The sequence below is a fragment of the Sphingobacterium tenebrionis genome, assembly GCF_037126265.1.
Taxonomy (GTDB): domain Bacteria; phylum Bacteroidota; class Bacteroidia; order Sphingobacteriales; family Sphingobacteriaceae; genus Sphingobacterium; species Sphingobacterium tenebrionis.
In genome coordinates this window covers 1-16727 of the sequence record NZ_JAYLLN010000041.1, presented here as the reverse complement: position 1 = coordinate 16727, position 16727 = coordinate 1, and the positions used below count along the sequence as shown (strand labels likewise).

The window sequence follows — 16727 nt, the reverse complement described above, 5'->3', positions numbered from 1 at the left end:
AATATTTAGGAATATATGATATTCATCACTGCGTTAGATGATTATGACTTTTCAAGGAAGAATGCTGAACAAGCTTACATTACTTTGATAAATCCCTATTCGTAATCTCTGATGAACCGTCATCCAGAATAATAGCCGACCCTCTTCCATATTCATTGCTATACACCTTGATCAAAACACCTACCGAAGAAAGGATCAAAGGACCAAAAATCAAACCCAACATGCCGAACATTTTTAATCCCAATAACACCCCAAATACAGTTATCAATGGCGGAACATTGCCTAGAGTCTTCAGGATGGTAAATCGGAGGATATTATCGATACTTCCAATTAGGATTAGACCATAAAGTAATATACCAATGCCATTTCCAGTCTGTCCAGAAGCCAGAGTAATGATGCCTAAAGGAATATAGATGGTCATGGTACCTAATACCGGTACAATGGATGCTACTCCTGTTAAGATGCCCATCAAAATGAAATTATCCACATCAAAGATCCAATACCCCAGCATAGCAACTACCCCTTGACATGCCCCTAGGATTGGAATACCGATCGCATTCGATCTCACCATGGAATCTACCTCATGCCAGATCTCATCCTTACTCCTTGGAGAAAAGGGAATAGCTTTAATGATATATTCTTCCATCTTGCGACCATGAACCTGCATGAAATACAGTACAAAGAAGGTCACCAATATATTAACACCAACCTCAGCCACGGAATTCAATATGCTGGGCACATATTTCGTGAACCGTTGCAACATCGCCAATAAAGCCTCATCAGACATGTCTATATCCTTTAGAAAAGGCTTGTCTGCCATGTATTCTTTCAACAGGTTGAACTGAGAAACGATCTGGTCCGTATTCCCTAAAAAAGAAGTGATCTGCGGAATCAGGTAATCTACGATCGCCCATATCGGCAAAACAATAAAAACAATGGATAAGAGAATGAACATAATGCTGGTCAGCGTTTTGTTGCCCCTCCGAACTTCCGTTAGGTAAAAAAAGTTCTTTCTAAATAAAATATATAAGGTGATGGCACCAAGAAATCCTGGCAAGTAGTAAAAAAGGTTCTTGAAAATAATGATACCGATCAGGATAATAATCAATATTAACATGATCTGGTTGATGGAATTGTTGTTGATTTGCTTGATTCTCATATTGCGCGATTTCCTAAGCAATTTAAGCAAATCTTAAGGAATTCTTGCCAAGAAGAATCTTTTGTATAAAAAAAGAGCTCCATCTCTAAAAGATGGAGCTCTTCTGTATAAGATAAAGCTTATGCGCCTAATTGAACGCGTTTGAAAGCTGTAACTGTTAATCCTTTAGCTACGGTATCTAAGAATTGAGCAATATTTTTAGAAGAATCTTTTACGAACTCTTGGTTCAATAAAGTAGAATCCTTGTAGAATTTGTTCAATTTACCTGCAGCGATTTTCTCAACCATTTCTTCTGGTTTACCTTCCGCACGGATTTGGTCTTTAGCGATCTCTAATTCACGCTCGATAGTTTTTGAATCTACACCATCTTTATCGATAGCAACTGGGTTCATAGCAGCGATTTGCATAGCTACGTCTTTTCCAGCTTCTTCAACACCATCAGCATCAGCAGAAAGTCCTACCAATACACCTAAACGGTAGTTACCGTGGATGTAAGCAACAACTTTCTCAGCATTTACAGCTTCGTATTTAGATACTTCGATTTTCTCTCCGATTTTACCAGTTTGGTCGATCAATAAATCAGCGATTTTAGTTCCACCGATTTCTAATGCTTTTAGGTCTTCCAATGAAGCAGGTGCGTTGTTTAATGCAACATCAGCAATTGATTCAGCGAAAGCGATGAAGTCAGCATTTTTAGCTACGAAGTCAGTCTCACAGTTTACTTCAACAACGATACCTGATTTACCATCAGCTGCTGCTTTAGCAATGATTACTCCTTCGTTAGAGTCACGGTCTTGACGGCTAGCTGCAACTTTAGCACCTTTTTTACGAAGGTAATCTACTGCTGCTTCGAAGTCTCCATTCGCTTCGATCAAAGCTTTTTTACAATCCATCATACCAGCGCCAGTTTGTTGACGCAATTTGTTTACATCTGATGCAGAAATTTGTACTGACATAGTATATTTTTTTTTAAAATTACGATTGAAGTGTTAACATTCCGTTCTTGAAAGAATAACAGTATGTTAATTTAAAAAAAACCGGACAGACAGGGGAGGTAAAAGGAAGCTCATCTTCCAGAAACCAACACTTGTCTATCCGGCTTATCTAATAGAATATATTATTCTACGTCTTTTGCTTTACGAGTGCGTTTTCCTGGAGTAGCTTCTGTAGCTTCACCATTGTCAACTGCTGCTTTTGATGCTGCAGCTTCTTTTTCCGCGTCCTCTTCTTTATCGCGCTTGCGCTCTTCTAAACCTTCTGTGATTGCTTTTCCGATTACACTAGCGATTAAGCTGATGGATTTTGTCGCATCATCATTCGCAGGAATTGGGAAGTCAATGTTCGTAGGGTCAGAGTTTGTATCAACCATTGCAAAAGTAGGGATGTTCAATTTCATCGCTTCAGCAACAGCAATATGCTCTTTCTTAACGTCGATGATGAACAAAGCTGCTGGCAAACGGTTCAAGTCTGCGATACCTCCTAAAAGGTTCTCTAACTTGATACGCTCACGTTGAATCATCAATTTCTCTTTTTTAGACAATACATCGTAAGTGCCATCTTTTTGCATCTTATCAATGTTTGACATTTTCTTGATTGATTTACGTACTGTCGCGAAGTTTGTAAGCATACCACCTAACCAACGTTCTGTTACGAAAGGCATGTTAACTGCTTTTGCTTGCTCAGCGATAATTTCTTTTGCTTGTTTCTTTGTTGCTACAAATAATACTTTACGACCTGATTTTACGATTTGTTTGATAGCTGATGCAGCCTCATCCAATTTCGTAAGAGTTTTGTTCAAGTCAATAATGTGGATACCGTTGCGTTCCATGAAAATGTACTTAGCCATTTTCGGATCCCACTTACGAGTAAGGTGACCAAAGTGAACACCTGCATCCAATAATTCTTGATATGTTGTTCTTGCCATTTTTTGATCCTCCTGATATTAACGTTTACTGAATTGGAATCTTCTACGTGCTTTACGACGTCCTGGTTTCTTACGCTCAACCATACGGTCATCACGTGTCATCAAACCTTTAGCGCGTAATGCAGGTTTTACTTCTGGGTTAAGCTCTACTAACGCTTTAGCAATTGCTAAACGTACAGCTTCTGCTTGACCTTTAACTCCACCACCTTGAACATTAACGTTGATGTCAAAATTTGCAAGAGACTCTGCTACCAATAAAGATTGGGTAACAATGTACTGCAATGGTAATGTTGGGAAATATACTTTGTAATCTTTACCGTTTACCGTGATATTCCCGTTGCCAGCTGTTAAGTAGATGCGGGCAACAGCAGTTTTTCTTCTTCCTGAAGTGTTAGTTGTTGACATAGTCGTTCTCCTTAAAATTTAACTGGTTTTGGATTCTGTGCCTCATGCTTGTGCTCAGTTCCAGCATAAACATAAAGATTCTTGAATAATTGACGTCCTAAACGATTCTTAGGTAACATCCCGCGTACCGCCTTTTCGATGATGCGCTCAGGGTGTTTTGCCATTAACTCTTTTGGAGAAACGAAACGTTGACCACCTGGGTAGCCTGTGTAGCGAACATATACTTTGTCGCCCAACTTGTTTCCAGTCAATCTAATTTTGTCTGCATTGATAACAATCACGTTATCTCCACAGTCTACGTGTGGGGTGAATGAAGGCTTGTGTTTTCCACGGATCACTTTCGCGATCTCGCTTGCCAAGCGCCCCAAAATCTCGCCTTCAGCGTCAACAACGATCCACTCTTTGTTAACGGTGTTCTTGTTAGCAGAGACAGTTTTGTAACTTAACGTATTCACTTGCTTTTATTTAATTAATTAATATTTTTCTAATCCTTCTGTAATCACTACAATAAGGTCTGCAAAGGTAAGATATTTGTTTTCAATTTCCAAAATAAATTCCTACCTTGTTTTTGGTAGTTTTGTCTTTTATAAGCTGAAACCCTTAATGGAATATAACTAATGGAGAAAATATTGTTGCGCAGGCTTTGGATGGTGAGTATCTTGTTGTTGCTAGGGACATTCGTGTTTGCTCAAGACTTGAAAGATAATAAAGAATACAAAGAAAAGCTTCAAGCCATTGAAGCTAAATTAAAGAGTGGCGATATCCCCGCTGCTTTGGCCGGAATTGAAGAGGTTCTTCAGAAATATCCCAAAGGTGCCGAGATGTTCTATGCCAAATCATTATTGTACGCCCAGGCTAGGAATTTTGATGTGGCCATTCCTGCTGCTCAACAGGCTGTGAACAACGATCCAGACAATCTTATCTATAGAAATCACTTATTGGAACTGTATAAAAGTAGTGGCGATCTGGATTCCGCTATCGGTCTAATAAATGAAGTTCTTGAAAAGAATGATAAATCCCCCGCAATCTTTCGCGAGAAAGTGATGTTGCTGCATGCGGCCAAACGATCAGATGAAGCATTGGATGTCATCGAAATCAGCAATGGTAAATTTGGAGAGTCTGATACCTTGGATGTTTTGAAGGCGGAGATCCTGATGGATATGGATAAGGATGCGGAAGCTGCAACAATCCTCAACAAATGGAGACAAAAGAAATCCCCAATTAGACAAGTTTATAGTGCACTGGGTTTTCTGAACCTTGAGAATAATAAACCAAATGAATCCGTTAAGATTCTGATGGAAGGTTTGGAAAATACGAAAGATGATCTGCTTTACTTTGATCTTGCCGACGCCTATGTAGATTTAAAAAAGGAAAAACTTGCCTATGACGCCCTCAAAACAGGTTTTCAATCAAGTTCCATCGGTTATTTTGATAAACATCGGGTGATGTACAATGTCATGTCCATCAACCAAAACCTCAATCTGGACCAAAAGCAAGAATTGGCCAATATCCTGGTGCTAAAGCATCCACGCGTAGCAGATACCCATATGTTCAAAGGGGATGTGTTATGGCAAAAGGGAGAGCTGGACCAGGCGAAATCCCTATACCTTACCGCGGTCTCCATGCAGCCGCAATTAATAGACGCCTGGCGAAAGTTGGTGGAATTGAACATTTCCTCGGGCGATACGGATCAGGCCATCCGAGATGGACAAGAAGGCCTTAAATTAAATCCAGGTAATGTCATGTTGACCTACTATATTGGTGTCGCTCATTTGGTGAAGAAGGATTTTGAGAATGCAAGAAAATATTTAGAAACGGCTTTGAACCAGAGCGAAAATGAAAACGCCTTCATACAGTCTACCATCTACACATCCCTAGGTGATCTTTACCACGAATTGAAAATGACCTCAGCCTCGGATGTCGCTTATGAGGAAGCAATCAAATTGGATTCTACCAACGTAGGAGCTATGAATAACTATGCTTATTACTTAGCACTCCGTAAATCCAACTTGGATGTTGCGGCTAAATATGCTGCCAAAGCCAATGACCTCAACCAAAAATCTGGAACTTTCCAGGATACCTATGCGTGGGTGTTGTTCCAGCAGGAAAAATTCAAGGAAGCCTTGTACTGGATAGAGCAGGCGGTTAAGAATTCCGAAGGATCTGCCGTTCTGTTCGAACACTATGGGGATATCCTCATGAAACTAGGCCGTAATAAGGAAGCAATAAAACAATGGGAAAAAGCGTTGACCATGAGCGACAATAGTTCCGTAGATAAAGAAAAAATAAAACAGAAGATTAGTGAGAAGAAATATATTGAATAAAATCAGCCTCCTTTTGGTATTGGCGGTGCTGATGAATGCCTGTGGAAGCAAGAAACAAACGGTAAAAACAGACCCTAACTTGCCAAAGGCAAGCAATAATGAAGAATTGCTCCGAAATTTTGAATTGAGCAATCTTGATTTCCACACCTTCAATGGTCGTGCAAAAGCAAAAGTCGTGATGGGTAAAGAAGATCAAAATGTGACCTTGAATATTCGGATCGATAGGGGTAAAGCCATATGGATTTCTGTTACGGCTTTATTAGGCATCGAGGCTGCCCGGGTGATGATCACGCCAGATAGTGTTAAGATCATGAATAAATTGCAAGGGGAGTATATTAAGAAACCATTCTCCTATATCTATAAATACACCAACCCAGGGATCTCCTACAAGATGTTGGAAGATATACTCGTGGGTAATATCTCGGTGGAGATGTTGCGGACCGATCAATTGCAGGTAGCAACTTCTACGGATGATATACAGATCATCGGTGTGAAAGAAGGATTGACTTTCCATTATGGGGTAAATGCGCAGAATAGACCATTTAATTTTAATTTAATGGAATTGGGGAAGACAAATAAACTGGAAGCCAATTATTCAGACTATGCCATGATCGGAGCCTACAATTTTCCGCAGCGTTTCACGTTAAATGTGGAGGGATCTGGTGCAAAGGTTTCAGCAGATATGGCTTATAATAGGGCTGAATTCAATATTGCGAACGAAATGCCCTTTAACGTACCATCAAAATATAAGGTTATCAATTAATTATAAACCTCATTTAATAAAGAAATTATAGTTTTTTTTGTTTTCGTATTGTGTATATCCTTATTTTTGGAAGTTTTAACAAAACGACAAGATAGAATTTAGCGGTTCATGGATTTTAAAAAGATTGTATTAAGCATATTTTCCCTGTTTTTTTTAATTAGCCTTTCCTACGGACAAAGTAGTGTGGAGTTGAAGAAACAGCGGGAAAGAATAGACAGAGAGATTGCCCAGCTACAGAAAGTATTGACAGCCAAAACTGCCGAAAAGTTACTTTCACAACGTGAAGTTGCCGCGCTAAGTAAACAATTGGACCTTCGCGAAAATAAAATCGGAACCATCAATAGCGAACTTCGGATCATCAACAATAATATTGCATCCAATAATAAGATCGTTGATAAACTGAAAGAAGAGCTCGAGAAAATGAGGCAGGATTATGAAAAGATGATCTTGTTCGCTTTCAGAAATAAGAACGGATACAATAAGATGATGTTCATATTCGCATCAAAAGATTTTAACCAAGCTTTTAAACGTATTAAGTACCTTCAACAATTTACCGATGCCCGGAAGATTAAAGTGTCAGAAATCGAAGGACATAAAAAGGAGATCGAGTTAAAGTTGGCGCAACTTCAGCGTGATAAACAGACTCAACAGAACCTATTAAAGGAACAACAAAAGGAAAGAGATATTATCGCGAAGGATAGGGCAGCCCATTCTTCGGAGTTGAACAAATTGGCAAGCGAAGAACGTGGTTTCCGCGGACAGCTGACCAAAAAGCAACAAGAAAGAAAACGTATTGATGCAGCCATGAAGGCAGCGATCGCCCGTGAGGTTGAAGCCGCTCGTAAATTGGAAGAGGAGCGTCGTAGAAGAGCCGCAGAAGCAGAAGCTAAGAAATCCGGTACAACGGTAGCAGAAGCCGAAAAGAAAATCGAAAAGAAAACAGGATCGTCAGTCTTGAACAATACGCCAGAAGCAGCTAAATTATCTGCTGGATTCTCTTCGAACAGAGGTAGACTTCCTTGGCCAGTTTCACAAGGTAATATTGTTCGTAATTATGGAAATGTAGTGGTAGAACGGAACGTTCATGACTTCTATGATTATATCCGTATCCGAACATCAGAAGGAGCTCCGGTTAAGGCCGTCTTTGAAGGAACCGTTATCCAGGTATTGAATATGGGTGGAACCGCGGTTGTCATCCAACATGGTGAGTATTTTACCGCATACTCCAACCTGAAATCAGCATCTGTTCGTAAAGGACAGAAGGTTTCTACAGGTACGGTAATCGGTTCCGCGGATTCAGATCCAGACGAAGGTTATTCCTTCATGGATTTGAGTATTTACAAGGGACAAACCCCTGTAAATCCGTCACAATGGATAGCAAGATAGTTACAGGGATTTTGTGATTTTATCGCTATATTTGTTAGATTTACATTAAGGAAGAATTAGTTAATTATTAAAAATATGTACACATCAGGATTATTATTTTTAGGTACAAACGAGATTATCATCATCGTGGTCGTAGTGTTATTGTTATTTGGGGGGAAGAAAATTCCTGAGTTGATGCGTGGATTGGGTCGTGGCGTGAAAGAATTCAAAGATGGCCAAAAGGAAAATCCAAACGCTAAAGATGAAGAATCAACAGAAAATAATACCAACAAAACACAAGCTTAATTGTGCTAGTTGACCACATGTAATAAAGGTTCTATAAAACAGAAATTGTTTTATAGAACCTTTTTGTTTTTAAACGAAGAACTAAAATTAAGTTTAACAGTACTTTACTGCGTATGAACAAAAAGATTAGTTTCCTAGTCACTTTAGGCCTAGGTGTTTTTCTAAATCTAGGCCAAGCCCAAGAAATAACCACAGAAGGATCTGCATTTTCGGATAATATTCAACAGGCATTTATAGTCCAAGTTGAAAAGGGAAAAGAGGAAATCATGCAACATTTGGATTCCATTAAATCCGTAAATGGACATGCCATCGAATTCAGTAATGAGGATATACTCATAGCACAACGGATTCAGCGCATCCAGAAAACAATCCCCTTGGAATACAATGAACGGGTTAAGGCTTATCTGGATAAATATATCTCCAGAAATTATAAGCCTTATATGGAGAAGCTATTGGGTTTAGGCCAATATTACTTCCCGATATATGATAAGATCTTTGAAGAGCAGGGGATACCTGAAGAGGTGAAGTATCTTTCCGTGGTGGAGTCTTCTTTGAATCCACATACCGTTTCTACTTCTGGGGCAGTTGGTCCTTGGCAGTTTATCTATGGAACAGCCAAGATCTATAACTTAGCCATGGATGGTAGTTATGATGAGCGGAAAGATGTTTATTCTTCTTCGTATGCTGTTACAACTTATCTAAAGGAAGCTTATGATGAATTTAACGATTGGTTGTTGGCATTAGCCTCCTATAATTGTGGTAGGGGCTGTGTAAGGCGTGCTATACAAAGGTCTGGACTCTCCAGTCCGAGCTATTGGGAATTATCTCCATTCTTACCTAAGGAAACCCAAAATTACATTCCTAAATATGTGGCCATGACTTATGTGCTGAACCATGCAGAGTTGTATGGTTTGCAACCACAGAAGACTAATCTGTTAGCGGATAATAAGGTGATGATGTTGAACAAATCCATCAGTTTGGATAAGCTTGCTGGGAGTTTGGGATTGTCTTTGGAGGTGTTGAAGGAGTTTAATCCTGCTTATAAGAAAGGAACAGTGTATGCTTCTAATGAAAAACCAAGAAGATTGGTTTTACCTTATCAGGCAAACTTTTCTGATTCTTTGATATATGCTGCATTGAATAACCAGATTGTAGTTCCGGAAATAAAACAGGAATATGCGGTTGATGCTAAGTTCTCAAAAAATATTGCTGCTGCTAAGAAGTCGAGTGTTAAGACAAAACCGAATACGGTATTAAGTTATGTTACTCATACGGTTAGGAAAGGGGATACGTTGTCGGATATTGCACAGAAGTATCGCGGGGCAACGGTAAGTAGGTTGAAGTCGGATAATAACCTTAGAGGCTCTAATTTAAGGATTGGCCAGAAGCTGAAGGTTTATAAAGGAAATAGTTAAATTTAAGGGGATTTTTCGCGTCATTGCGAGGAACGAAGCAATCTTTCGATTAGATCAAAGATTGCTTCGTCGTACCTCCTCGCAATGACGAATGTACCTCCTCGCAATGACGAATGTACCTCCTCCCAATTACCTAAGAATTACGACAAATATGCCGCATCCTCCGTATTATCATATTCCTCCAATTGAACTTCCACATGCTCCTTAAGAATAGTAGAAAGTTTCAATCCATAATAATCACTAAAAACAGGGAACTGATGATGACTGCGGTCAATTAAAACAGCAGTACGCATTCTTTTCAACGGAACATTAATAAACACTCCCAAGCCATACGCCAAAGTCCTACCACTATTCAAAACATCATCAATAAGAATAACCACCTTATTTTTCGCAGTTTCCAAAGGAACATCCGTAGTCGACTCCAAAGAACGTTTGGTCTTCTGTATATTCACCTTGATCAACTCAATGGATTTATCCGGAGCAATCTCCAACAATAGCTTCTGAAGACGCTGAGCAAAAACATACCCACGATCAGCAATACCCACTAAAACAATGGCAGGTTCATCAAAGTTGTCTTCGATGATCTGATAAGCGATACGTTTAGACTTCTGAAGGATTTGATCTTTGTTTAATATAAGTGTTTTCTTAGACGACATGCTACCTTTTTTGTTCAGCGGTAAATTTAATAAAACTTTATAAAAATCCCCATGATCTCAAATGGAATGTTGTTATTTTGGATAATGTACCTTCTAGGTCGTATATTGGGGGACCAGAAATAAATTTGTAAAGGATGTTTTATGGTTAGCTTCGCAGTAAAACCATACTGAAAGGATACTGAAAGTATGTAAAATGTATGCTTTACATACTTTCTTGTTGGTTTAACCCTGCTTTAACCCTACTTAAACCACGATTCTTACCCTAAATCAAACATATTTTGAAAGCTTTACATAAGAGCCATCGCCGGAAAATGGATAATAAAGGATAAGATTAAGGCGGGAAGATTGCTTCGTCGTGCCTCCTCGCAATGACGGGGCTGTCGTACCTCCTCGCAATGACGGAGATAGAATGAAATTATCTATTAGCTATATAAAAAAATAAAGTCCGAAAGTAAACACCTTCGGACTTTATTTTTTAAATATTATATATTAAAAATGGAACTAATTCAAATTTCCTTTTTCGTTGTTATTAGCATCAGCAGTCATCATTCTAGCGTTATCCAATTTCGGACGACCACCGTTGTAATAATAGCGTTTCCAATAAGCTTCATTTAGATTACTCACCATTACGCCTTTCGAAGAAGAGGCATGCGCGAATTTATCGTCTCCTAAATAAACACCTACATGCGTTATATTTCTACTTCTGATTTTGAAGAATACCAAGTCTCCTGCCTGTAATTCATTCTTACGGATAGGCGTTACATTATCGTATTGATTACGGCTGTTGTAGCCAATGGTCGTGTTGAATACATTTTCATACACCGCCAAAGAGAATTTAGAACAATCGATACCTCTTTTGGAATCACCTCCAAGACGGTAAGGAGTGCCTAACCACTCGTAAACAAATTGATAAAGTTTGGTATTTGTCGTCGCGTTTACCGCAACACCCATGATTTGGGAGAAGTATTCTTTTGCTAGATTATCCGGGTCTGAGGATCTTTGGTTAGTTTGAGCCTGCGAGAATAGACATAAGCCTATGAAGAGCATCACTGCCACTAGTTTCTTTGTTTTCATTAAATCGCTTTTATATACAACCTTTTAGCTCCTCGAATCGTCCAAAATTTATGACATTTTTCAAACGAGCTGAAGCAAATGTAAGACATACTGTATAGAATTCAAAACATTTTTTGATTCTTTTAACAAAGTTTTAACATATTTAACACTTCTTCTTTGTGGATAACTTTTGACAAAATCAAATTTATTTAGGCAGGTTTGAATAAAATCATCTCTCAATTGTTTAAACCAGTATTTTAAAAATATTTTAACAAATCCTCTTGTATGTAATAATATTTATAATATATTTGAAAAAACAAACAATAAATTGATGTATAACAGCACTATTATTATTACAATTATTATTACCACCGGGAGAAATCTAGCGGAGGAATGATTCTATTGTATAGTAATTAGTACAGATATAAGAAGCCTTCCTCATCCAGGAAGGCTTTTTTTTGTTGTGTATCAATGCTAAACAGTAAAAATAAACCCAAAAAAATGAAAGTTTTAAAATTTGGCGGAACATCCGTAGGTTCCGTAGAAAGTATTCAAGCCGTACTTCAGATCGTAAAGAAATCTTATGATGCTGGCGAAAAGCCTTTAGTTGTATTATCGGCCATGTCAGGAATCACTAATCTATTGACCAAGATGGCTGAAGATGCGGCAGAAGGGAAACCTTTTCAAGACGATCTTAAACTGATGGAAGACCGTCATTTTGAAGTCGTCAAAAAATTGATCGCTGTAAAATACCAAAACCCGGTCCTCACCAAACTTAAGCTCTTGATCAATGATCTGGAAGATCTTCTCCAGGGTATTGCTGTATTAAAAGAGTTGAGTGATCAAAGTAAGGACCTCATTGTTTCCTTTGGCGAACGTTGTAGCAATTTTTTGGTGGCCAAGATCATGGAGCAGGAAATACCGGTTTCCACTTATATCAATGCTTCCCATTACATAAAAACAGATGATAATTTTGGAAATGCACATTTGAATGAAGCCCTGAGCCATCAGCTTATCCAGGCTTTAGCATTAACCCACACTGATAAATTGTTGTTTGTAACCGGTTTTATTGGTTCCAACGACAAAGGCAGGATCACTACTTTAGGTCGTGGTGGTTCAGACTATACCGCTGCTATTTTCGGATCGGTGTTGAACGCTACAGCCATCGAAATCTGGACCGATGTTAATGGTATGCTAACAGCAGACCCTAGAATTGTAAAAAAGGCCTTCTCCTTACCGATTCTCTCTTATACAGAGGCTATGGAGCTTTCTTATTTTGGGGCAAAGGTAATCTATCCACCTACCATGGTGCCTGCCTTTATGAAAAAGATACCCATCGTTATCCGAAATACTTTCCAACCGGAATTTCCAGGCACGGTCATTCAGTTTGAAAGTGGAAAGTCCAATTTTCCTATAAAGGGAATTTCCTCTATTGCTGATGTATCCGTGATCAATCTAACCGGGAGTGGTATGGTAGGGAAATCCGGATTCAGTGGGCGTTTATTTACACTGTTGGCCAGAGAACAGATCAATGTCATTCTCATTACCCAATCATCGAGCGAACACAGTATTACCTTTGCTGTCCATCCCAATGATGCAAGAAAGGCCGTTAACCTGATCAAAAACGAATTTGAACTGGAATTAATGGCGAATAAATTGAGTGTCCCGGTACTGGAAGATGGACTTTCCATCCTCGCTATTGTAGGGGAAAACATGAAACGTACGCCTGGCATGTCCGGCCGGCTTTTTCATGCTTTAGGTAGGAACGGGATCAATGTGCGGGCAATAGCCCAGGGTTCTTCCGAATTCAACATCTCGGTAATTATCAATAATGAAGACCTATCCAAGGCTTTAAATGCAGTACATGATGCTTTTTTTGCTGAATTGAAAAAGACCTTGCATGTGTTCAATATTGGAACGGGAAACATTGGTTCCACGCTCTTTAAACAGCTACATGAACAACATGATTTTTTATTGGATCAAAATGATATTGAAATCAAAGTGGTCGGCATTTCCAATTCCAGGAAAATGGGCTTTAACCCGGAAGGGTTTGATTTGGGAAATTGGCAGGAAGAATTGGAAAACCAGGGGGAGGTCGCTGACTTGGGCACATTTATCGGCCAAATGAAAGCCCTTAATTTACCGAACTGCGTTTTTATTGATAATACAGCCAGTAAATTGCCTTCCACTTATTATGAGGAGATCTTCAGATCTAATATTTCCGTTGTTACCTGTAATAAGATTGCAAATTCAGGCGATTATGCCCAATATAGACTATTACATGATACCGCGAGAAAACATGGTGTAGATTTCTTTTACGAAACCAATGTTGGCGCAGGATTACCGATAGTACGGGTATTGAAAGATCTCATGATGAGTGGCGACCGCATCATCAAGATTGAAGCGATCCTGTCGGGCACCATTTCCTATATTTTCAATAATTTTAAAGGGGATGCTTCTTTTTATGAGGTGGTGAAAAAAGCTCAGGAACTGGGCTATACCGAACCGGATCCAAGAGATGACCTGGGTGGAATAGATTTTATGCGGAAAATGCTCATCCTTGCAAGGGATGCAGGTCATGCGATAGAATCGGAATCCGTAAAACTAGGCAATATCCTGCCGGAAAGTTGCCTTCAGGCCAGTTCTGTTGATGAGTTTTATGCGGAGCTATTAAAGGCGGATGAATTTTTCAATAAAATGAAATCGGAAGCTGCCAAGCAGAATAAAGTGATTCGCTATATTGGAACATTGGAAAATGGTGAAGTAGCCATCAATCTGCAGATGTTGGATGATAAACATCCATTTTATGCGCTTTCTGGATCTGATAATATTATTTCCTTCACTACAGAACGATATAAGGATAGACCTCTTGTCGTTAAAGGGCCTGGGGCAGGAGCGGAAGTAACAGCAGCAGGCGTTTTTGCTGATCTGGTGAATGTTGGTGCTTAATCATTGAAAATTAAAAAGAAAAAAATGTCTCAATTAATAAAAAAAGAAGTTCGCGTTTTTGCACCGGCAACAGTAGCCAATATGATCTGCGGTTATGATATCTTGGGTTTTGCGGTAGATAGTCCTGGAGATGAAGTATTCATGAAAAGAACGGAAAACCCAGGGGTGGTCATCCGATCAATTGAAGGAGATGATGGGCGATTGCCTTTAGATCCGGATAAGAATACGGTTTCGGCCTGCGTAAAAATGTATTTAGCACATCTTGGTCTTGAGAAAGAAGTGGGTGTGGAGATCGACCTGATCAAGCATATGCCAATCGGGAGTGGCTTAGGTTCAAGCTCAGCAAGTACGGTGGCTGGATTATTTGCCATCAATACCTTAATGGGGAACCCATTGAGCAAAGAAGAATTGATGCCTTTCTGTATAGAAGGCGAGCGTTTGGCTTGTGGCCATGGGCATGCCGATAATGTAGCGCCAGCATTAATGGGGGGCATTACCCTTATACGCGGTGGGGAGGGATTGGATATCATCAAATTGCCTGTGCCGCAAGAATTGGTGGCGGGAATCGTATTTCCACAGGTCGATGTGCCTACTCGGGATGCCAGGCAACTGATCAAAGAAAAAGTGGCGTTGAAAGATGCCGTAATCCAATGGGGAAATATAGCAGGATTGGTTTCCGGTATTTTTATGTCAGATTATGACTTGATTGCCCGGTCCATGCAGGATGTACTGATCGAACCAACCCGGGCCATTCTGATTCCAGAATTCTATGAAATGAAACGCATCGCGGAGGAAGCAGGGGTTTTGAGTTTCGGTATCTCCGGTTCTGGACCTTCCGTTGTGGCCATTTCCAAAGGCCATGAGGCTGCCCAGAAGGCGGTGGATGCTATTCAGCAACATTTGAATGAACAAGGTATTGAGTGCCTTCAATTTGTTTCCAAAGTGAATGTGGAAGGCCCTAAAGTATTATCCCAATCCTAATTTTATTGAACATGAAATATTACAGTACAAACAATAGCGATTTAAGGGTATCTTTTCAGGATGCTGTTTTCCATTCCTTACCTCAGGATAAAGGCTTATATATGCCAGAAAACATCCCGCAACTGGATCCCTATTTTATCCGAAATATCCAACAATATTCTTTTCAGGAGATCGCTTTTACGATTGCGAAAGCCGTAATAGGTACGGATATTCCAGAGAACGACCTAAAGCGTATCGTGTATGATGCAATAGATTTTGATGCTCCTGTTAAATTCTTGAGCCCTGAAGCTGCGGTTTTGGAATTATTCCATGGACCATCCTTTGCTTTCAAGGATTTTGGCGCCAGGTTCATGAGTCGGATCATGGGCTATTTCTCCAAAGATGGCGATCAATTATTGGATGTGTTGGTGGCAACTTCGGGTGATACGGGTGGCGCGGTTGCATTGGGGTTCTTGGGGGTGGAAGGTACGCGTGTTACGATCCTATATCCGAAAGGGAAGGTTTCTAAGGTGCAGGAAGATCAGTTGACCAAAAACGGAAACAATATTAGGGCTTTGGAGGTGAATGGCAGCTTTGACGATTGCCAGGCTTTAGTAAAACAGGCTTTCAATGATCCTTTATTGAATAAAGAACTGCGGTTGACATCTGCCAATTCCATAAACATTGCTCGATTGTTACCTCAGACGTTCTATTATTTTTGGGCCTATGCACAGTTGCGGGCACAGGGAATGAAGGAGGTGGTGTTTGCGGTGCCAAGTGGCAATTTTGGGAATATTGGGGCTGGGTTGTTGGCTTATAAGATGGGCTTGCCGGTTCATCATTTTGTGGCAGGAACGAATGTCAATGATACGGTTCCACGTTTTTTGGAGACGGGTGAGTATGATCCGAGATCTTCTAAACAGACCATTTCGAATGCCATGGATGTAGGGAATCCGAGCAATTGGGTTAGGATTTTGGATATGTTTGGGGAGGATAGGGAATCTTTGAAAGAATTGTTGAGTTCCTACGCTTTTGATGATGAGGAAACAAAGGCTGGCATGCAGGAATTGTATGAGGAGTTTAAGTATGTTGCCTGTCCGCATACTGCAATTGCGTATCTAGCGGCTAAGGCTTATCGGAAAGTTCATCCGGGAGAATATGCTTCGGTATTTTTATCTACTGCGCATCCTTGTAAGTTTCCTGAGGCGATTGCGGAGGAGATATATAAGGATGTGAAATTTCCTAAAGGTGCAGAGGATTGGGCAGGAAAGGAAAAACAGGTAACGGAATTGGATGTTAATTATGAGGATTTTCGGAGTTATTTGTTACACTTGCCCCGTCATCGTAAGTTTGTAGAAAAGTTATAGGAATTAAAGAGACAGAATATAATTTTGTATTTCATTTAGGATACAGCGAGAGAGGGAGTAAGATTTTTAATCGTCATTGGT

The 16727-nt window shown here is 39.8% G+C and carries 15 protein-coding genes; 8 read left to right on the top strand and 7 right to left on the bottom strand.

Translation table 11 applies throughout. The features are described 5' to 3' along the window. Positions 1-79: 79 nt before the first annotated feature. From VJ786_RS14120 to rplM, 5 genes are all read right to left on the bottom strand, one after another. The gene (locus tag VJ786_RS14120) at positions 80-1159 is read right to left on the bottom strand and encodes an AI-2E family transporter (RefSeq protein WP_099366334.1); all 1080 of its coding nucleotides are present in this window, start codon (positions 1157-1159) and stop codon (positions 80-82) included. A 119-nt stretch (positions 1160-1278) separates the two neighbouring features. Continuing rightward, on the bottom strand, positions 1279-2115 hold the full coding sequence (gene tsf, locus VJ786_RS14115; RefSeq protein ID WP_099366335.1) for a translation elongation factor Ts: 837 nt from the start codon (positions 2113-2115) through the stop codon (positions 1279-1281). A gap of 161 nt (positions 2116-2276) precedes the next feature. Further along, the gene (rpsB, locus tag VJ786_RS14110; protein ID WP_099366336.1) at positions 2277-3083 is read right to left on the bottom strand and encodes a 30S ribosomal protein S2; all 807 of its coding nucleotides are present in this window, start codon (positions 3081-3083) and stop codon (positions 2277-2279) included. Positions 3084-3101: 18 nt separating this feature from the next. Then, a complete protein-coding gene (gene rpsI / locus VJ786_RS14105; RefSeq protein WP_099366337.1) occupies positions 3102-3488 on the bottom strand; it encodes a 30S ribosomal protein S9 in 387 nt (128 codons plus the stop codon). A gap of 11 nt (positions 3489-3499) precedes the next feature. Beyond that, entirely contained in the window at positions 3500-3943 is a 444-nt protein-coding gene (gene rplM / locus VJ786_RS14100; protein ID WP_094255220.1) for a 50S ribosomal protein L13, read from the bottom strand. A 162-nt stretch (positions 3944-4105) separates the two neighbouring features. Between rplM and VJ786_RS14095 the strand changes: the two genes are divergently transcribed. The 5 genes from VJ786_RS14095 (at position 4106) to VJ786_RS14075 (ending at position 9661) form a co-directional block, all read left to right on the top strand. Further along, positions 4106-5812 carry a tetratricopeptide repeat protein gene (locus VJ786_RS14095; protein ID WP_099366338.1) on the top strand — a complete coding sequence of 569 codons (1707 nt, stop codon included), beginning with the start codon at positions 4106-4108 and terminating at the stop codon, positions 5810-5812. Continuing rightward, positions 5790-6575, top strand: a complete 786-nt coding sequence (gene lolB1, locus VJ786_RS14090) for a lipoprotein insertase outer membrane protein LolB1 (RefSeq protein WP_257213720.1) — start codon at positions 5790-5792, stop codon at positions 6573-6575. The genes VJ786_RS14095 and lolB1 overlap by 23 nt, the downstream gene beginning before the upstream one ends. A gap of 108 nt (positions 6576-6683) precedes the next feature. Continuing rightward, complete coding sequence (locus tag VJ786_RS14085; protein ID WP_099366339.1) at positions 6684-7961, top strand: murein hydrolase activator EnvC family protein; 1278 nt, start codon at positions 6684-6686, stop codon at positions 7959-7961. A 75-nt stretch (positions 7962-8036) separates the two neighbouring features. Beyond that, complete coding sequence (locus VJ786_RS14080) at positions 8037-8246, top strand: Sec-independent protein translocase subunit TatA/TatB (RefSeq protein WP_099366340.1); 210 nt, start codon at positions 8037-8039, stop codon at positions 8244-8246. Between the two features lie 113 nt (positions 8247-8359). Next, positions 8360-9661, top strand: a complete 1302-nt coding sequence (locus tag VJ786_RS14075) for a lytic transglycosylase domain-containing protein (protein WP_099366341.1) — start codon at positions 8360-8362, stop codon at positions 9659-9661. A gap of 140 nt (positions 9662-9801) precedes the next feature. Here VJ786_RS14075 and VJ786_RS14070 read toward each other — a convergent pair whose 3' ends face one another. Together VJ786_RS14070 and VJ786_RS14065 are read right to left on the bottom strand one after the other, a co-directional pair. Continuing rightward, positions 9802-10317: a phosphoribosyltransferase family protein gene (locus VJ786_RS14070; RefSeq protein ID WP_099366342.1), complete on the bottom strand. Its 516-nt coding sequence runs from the start codon at positions 10315-10317 to the stop codon at positions 9802-9804. Positions 10318-10818: 501 nt separating this feature from the next. Further along, positions 10819-11391, bottom strand: coding sequence for a C40 family peptidase (locus VJ786_RS14065; RefSeq protein ID WP_099366343.1), 573 nt, complete (start codon positions 11389-11391; stop codon positions 10819-10821). Positions 11392-11871: 480 nt separating this feature from the next. Between VJ786_RS14065 and thrA the strand changes: the two genes are divergently transcribed. Genes thrA through thrC form a run of 3 tightly spaced genes read left to right on the top strand, consistent with a single transcriptional unit; the run spans position 11872 to position 16646 of the window. Further along, positions 11872-14319 carry a bifunctional aspartate kinase/homoserine dehydrogenase I gene (gene thrA, locus VJ786_RS14060; protein ID WP_099366346.1) on the top strand — a complete coding sequence of 816 codons (2448 nt, stop codon included), beginning with the start codon at positions 11872-11874 and terminating at the stop codon, positions 14317-14319. Positions 14320-14343: 24 nt separating this feature from the next. Then, positions 14344-15300 carry a homoserine kinase gene (locus tag VJ786_RS14055; protein ID WP_336557937.1) on the top strand — a complete coding sequence of 319 codons (957 nt, stop codon included), beginning with the start codon at positions 14344-14346 and terminating at the stop codon, positions 15298-15300. A gap of 11 nt (positions 15301-15311) precedes the next feature. Then, a complete protein-coding gene (thrC, locus tag VJ786_RS14050; protein ID WP_099366344.1) occupies positions 15312-16646 on the top strand; it encodes a threonine synthase in 1335 nt (444 codons plus the stop codon). The last annotated feature ends 81 nt before the right edge of the window (positions 16647-16727 follow it).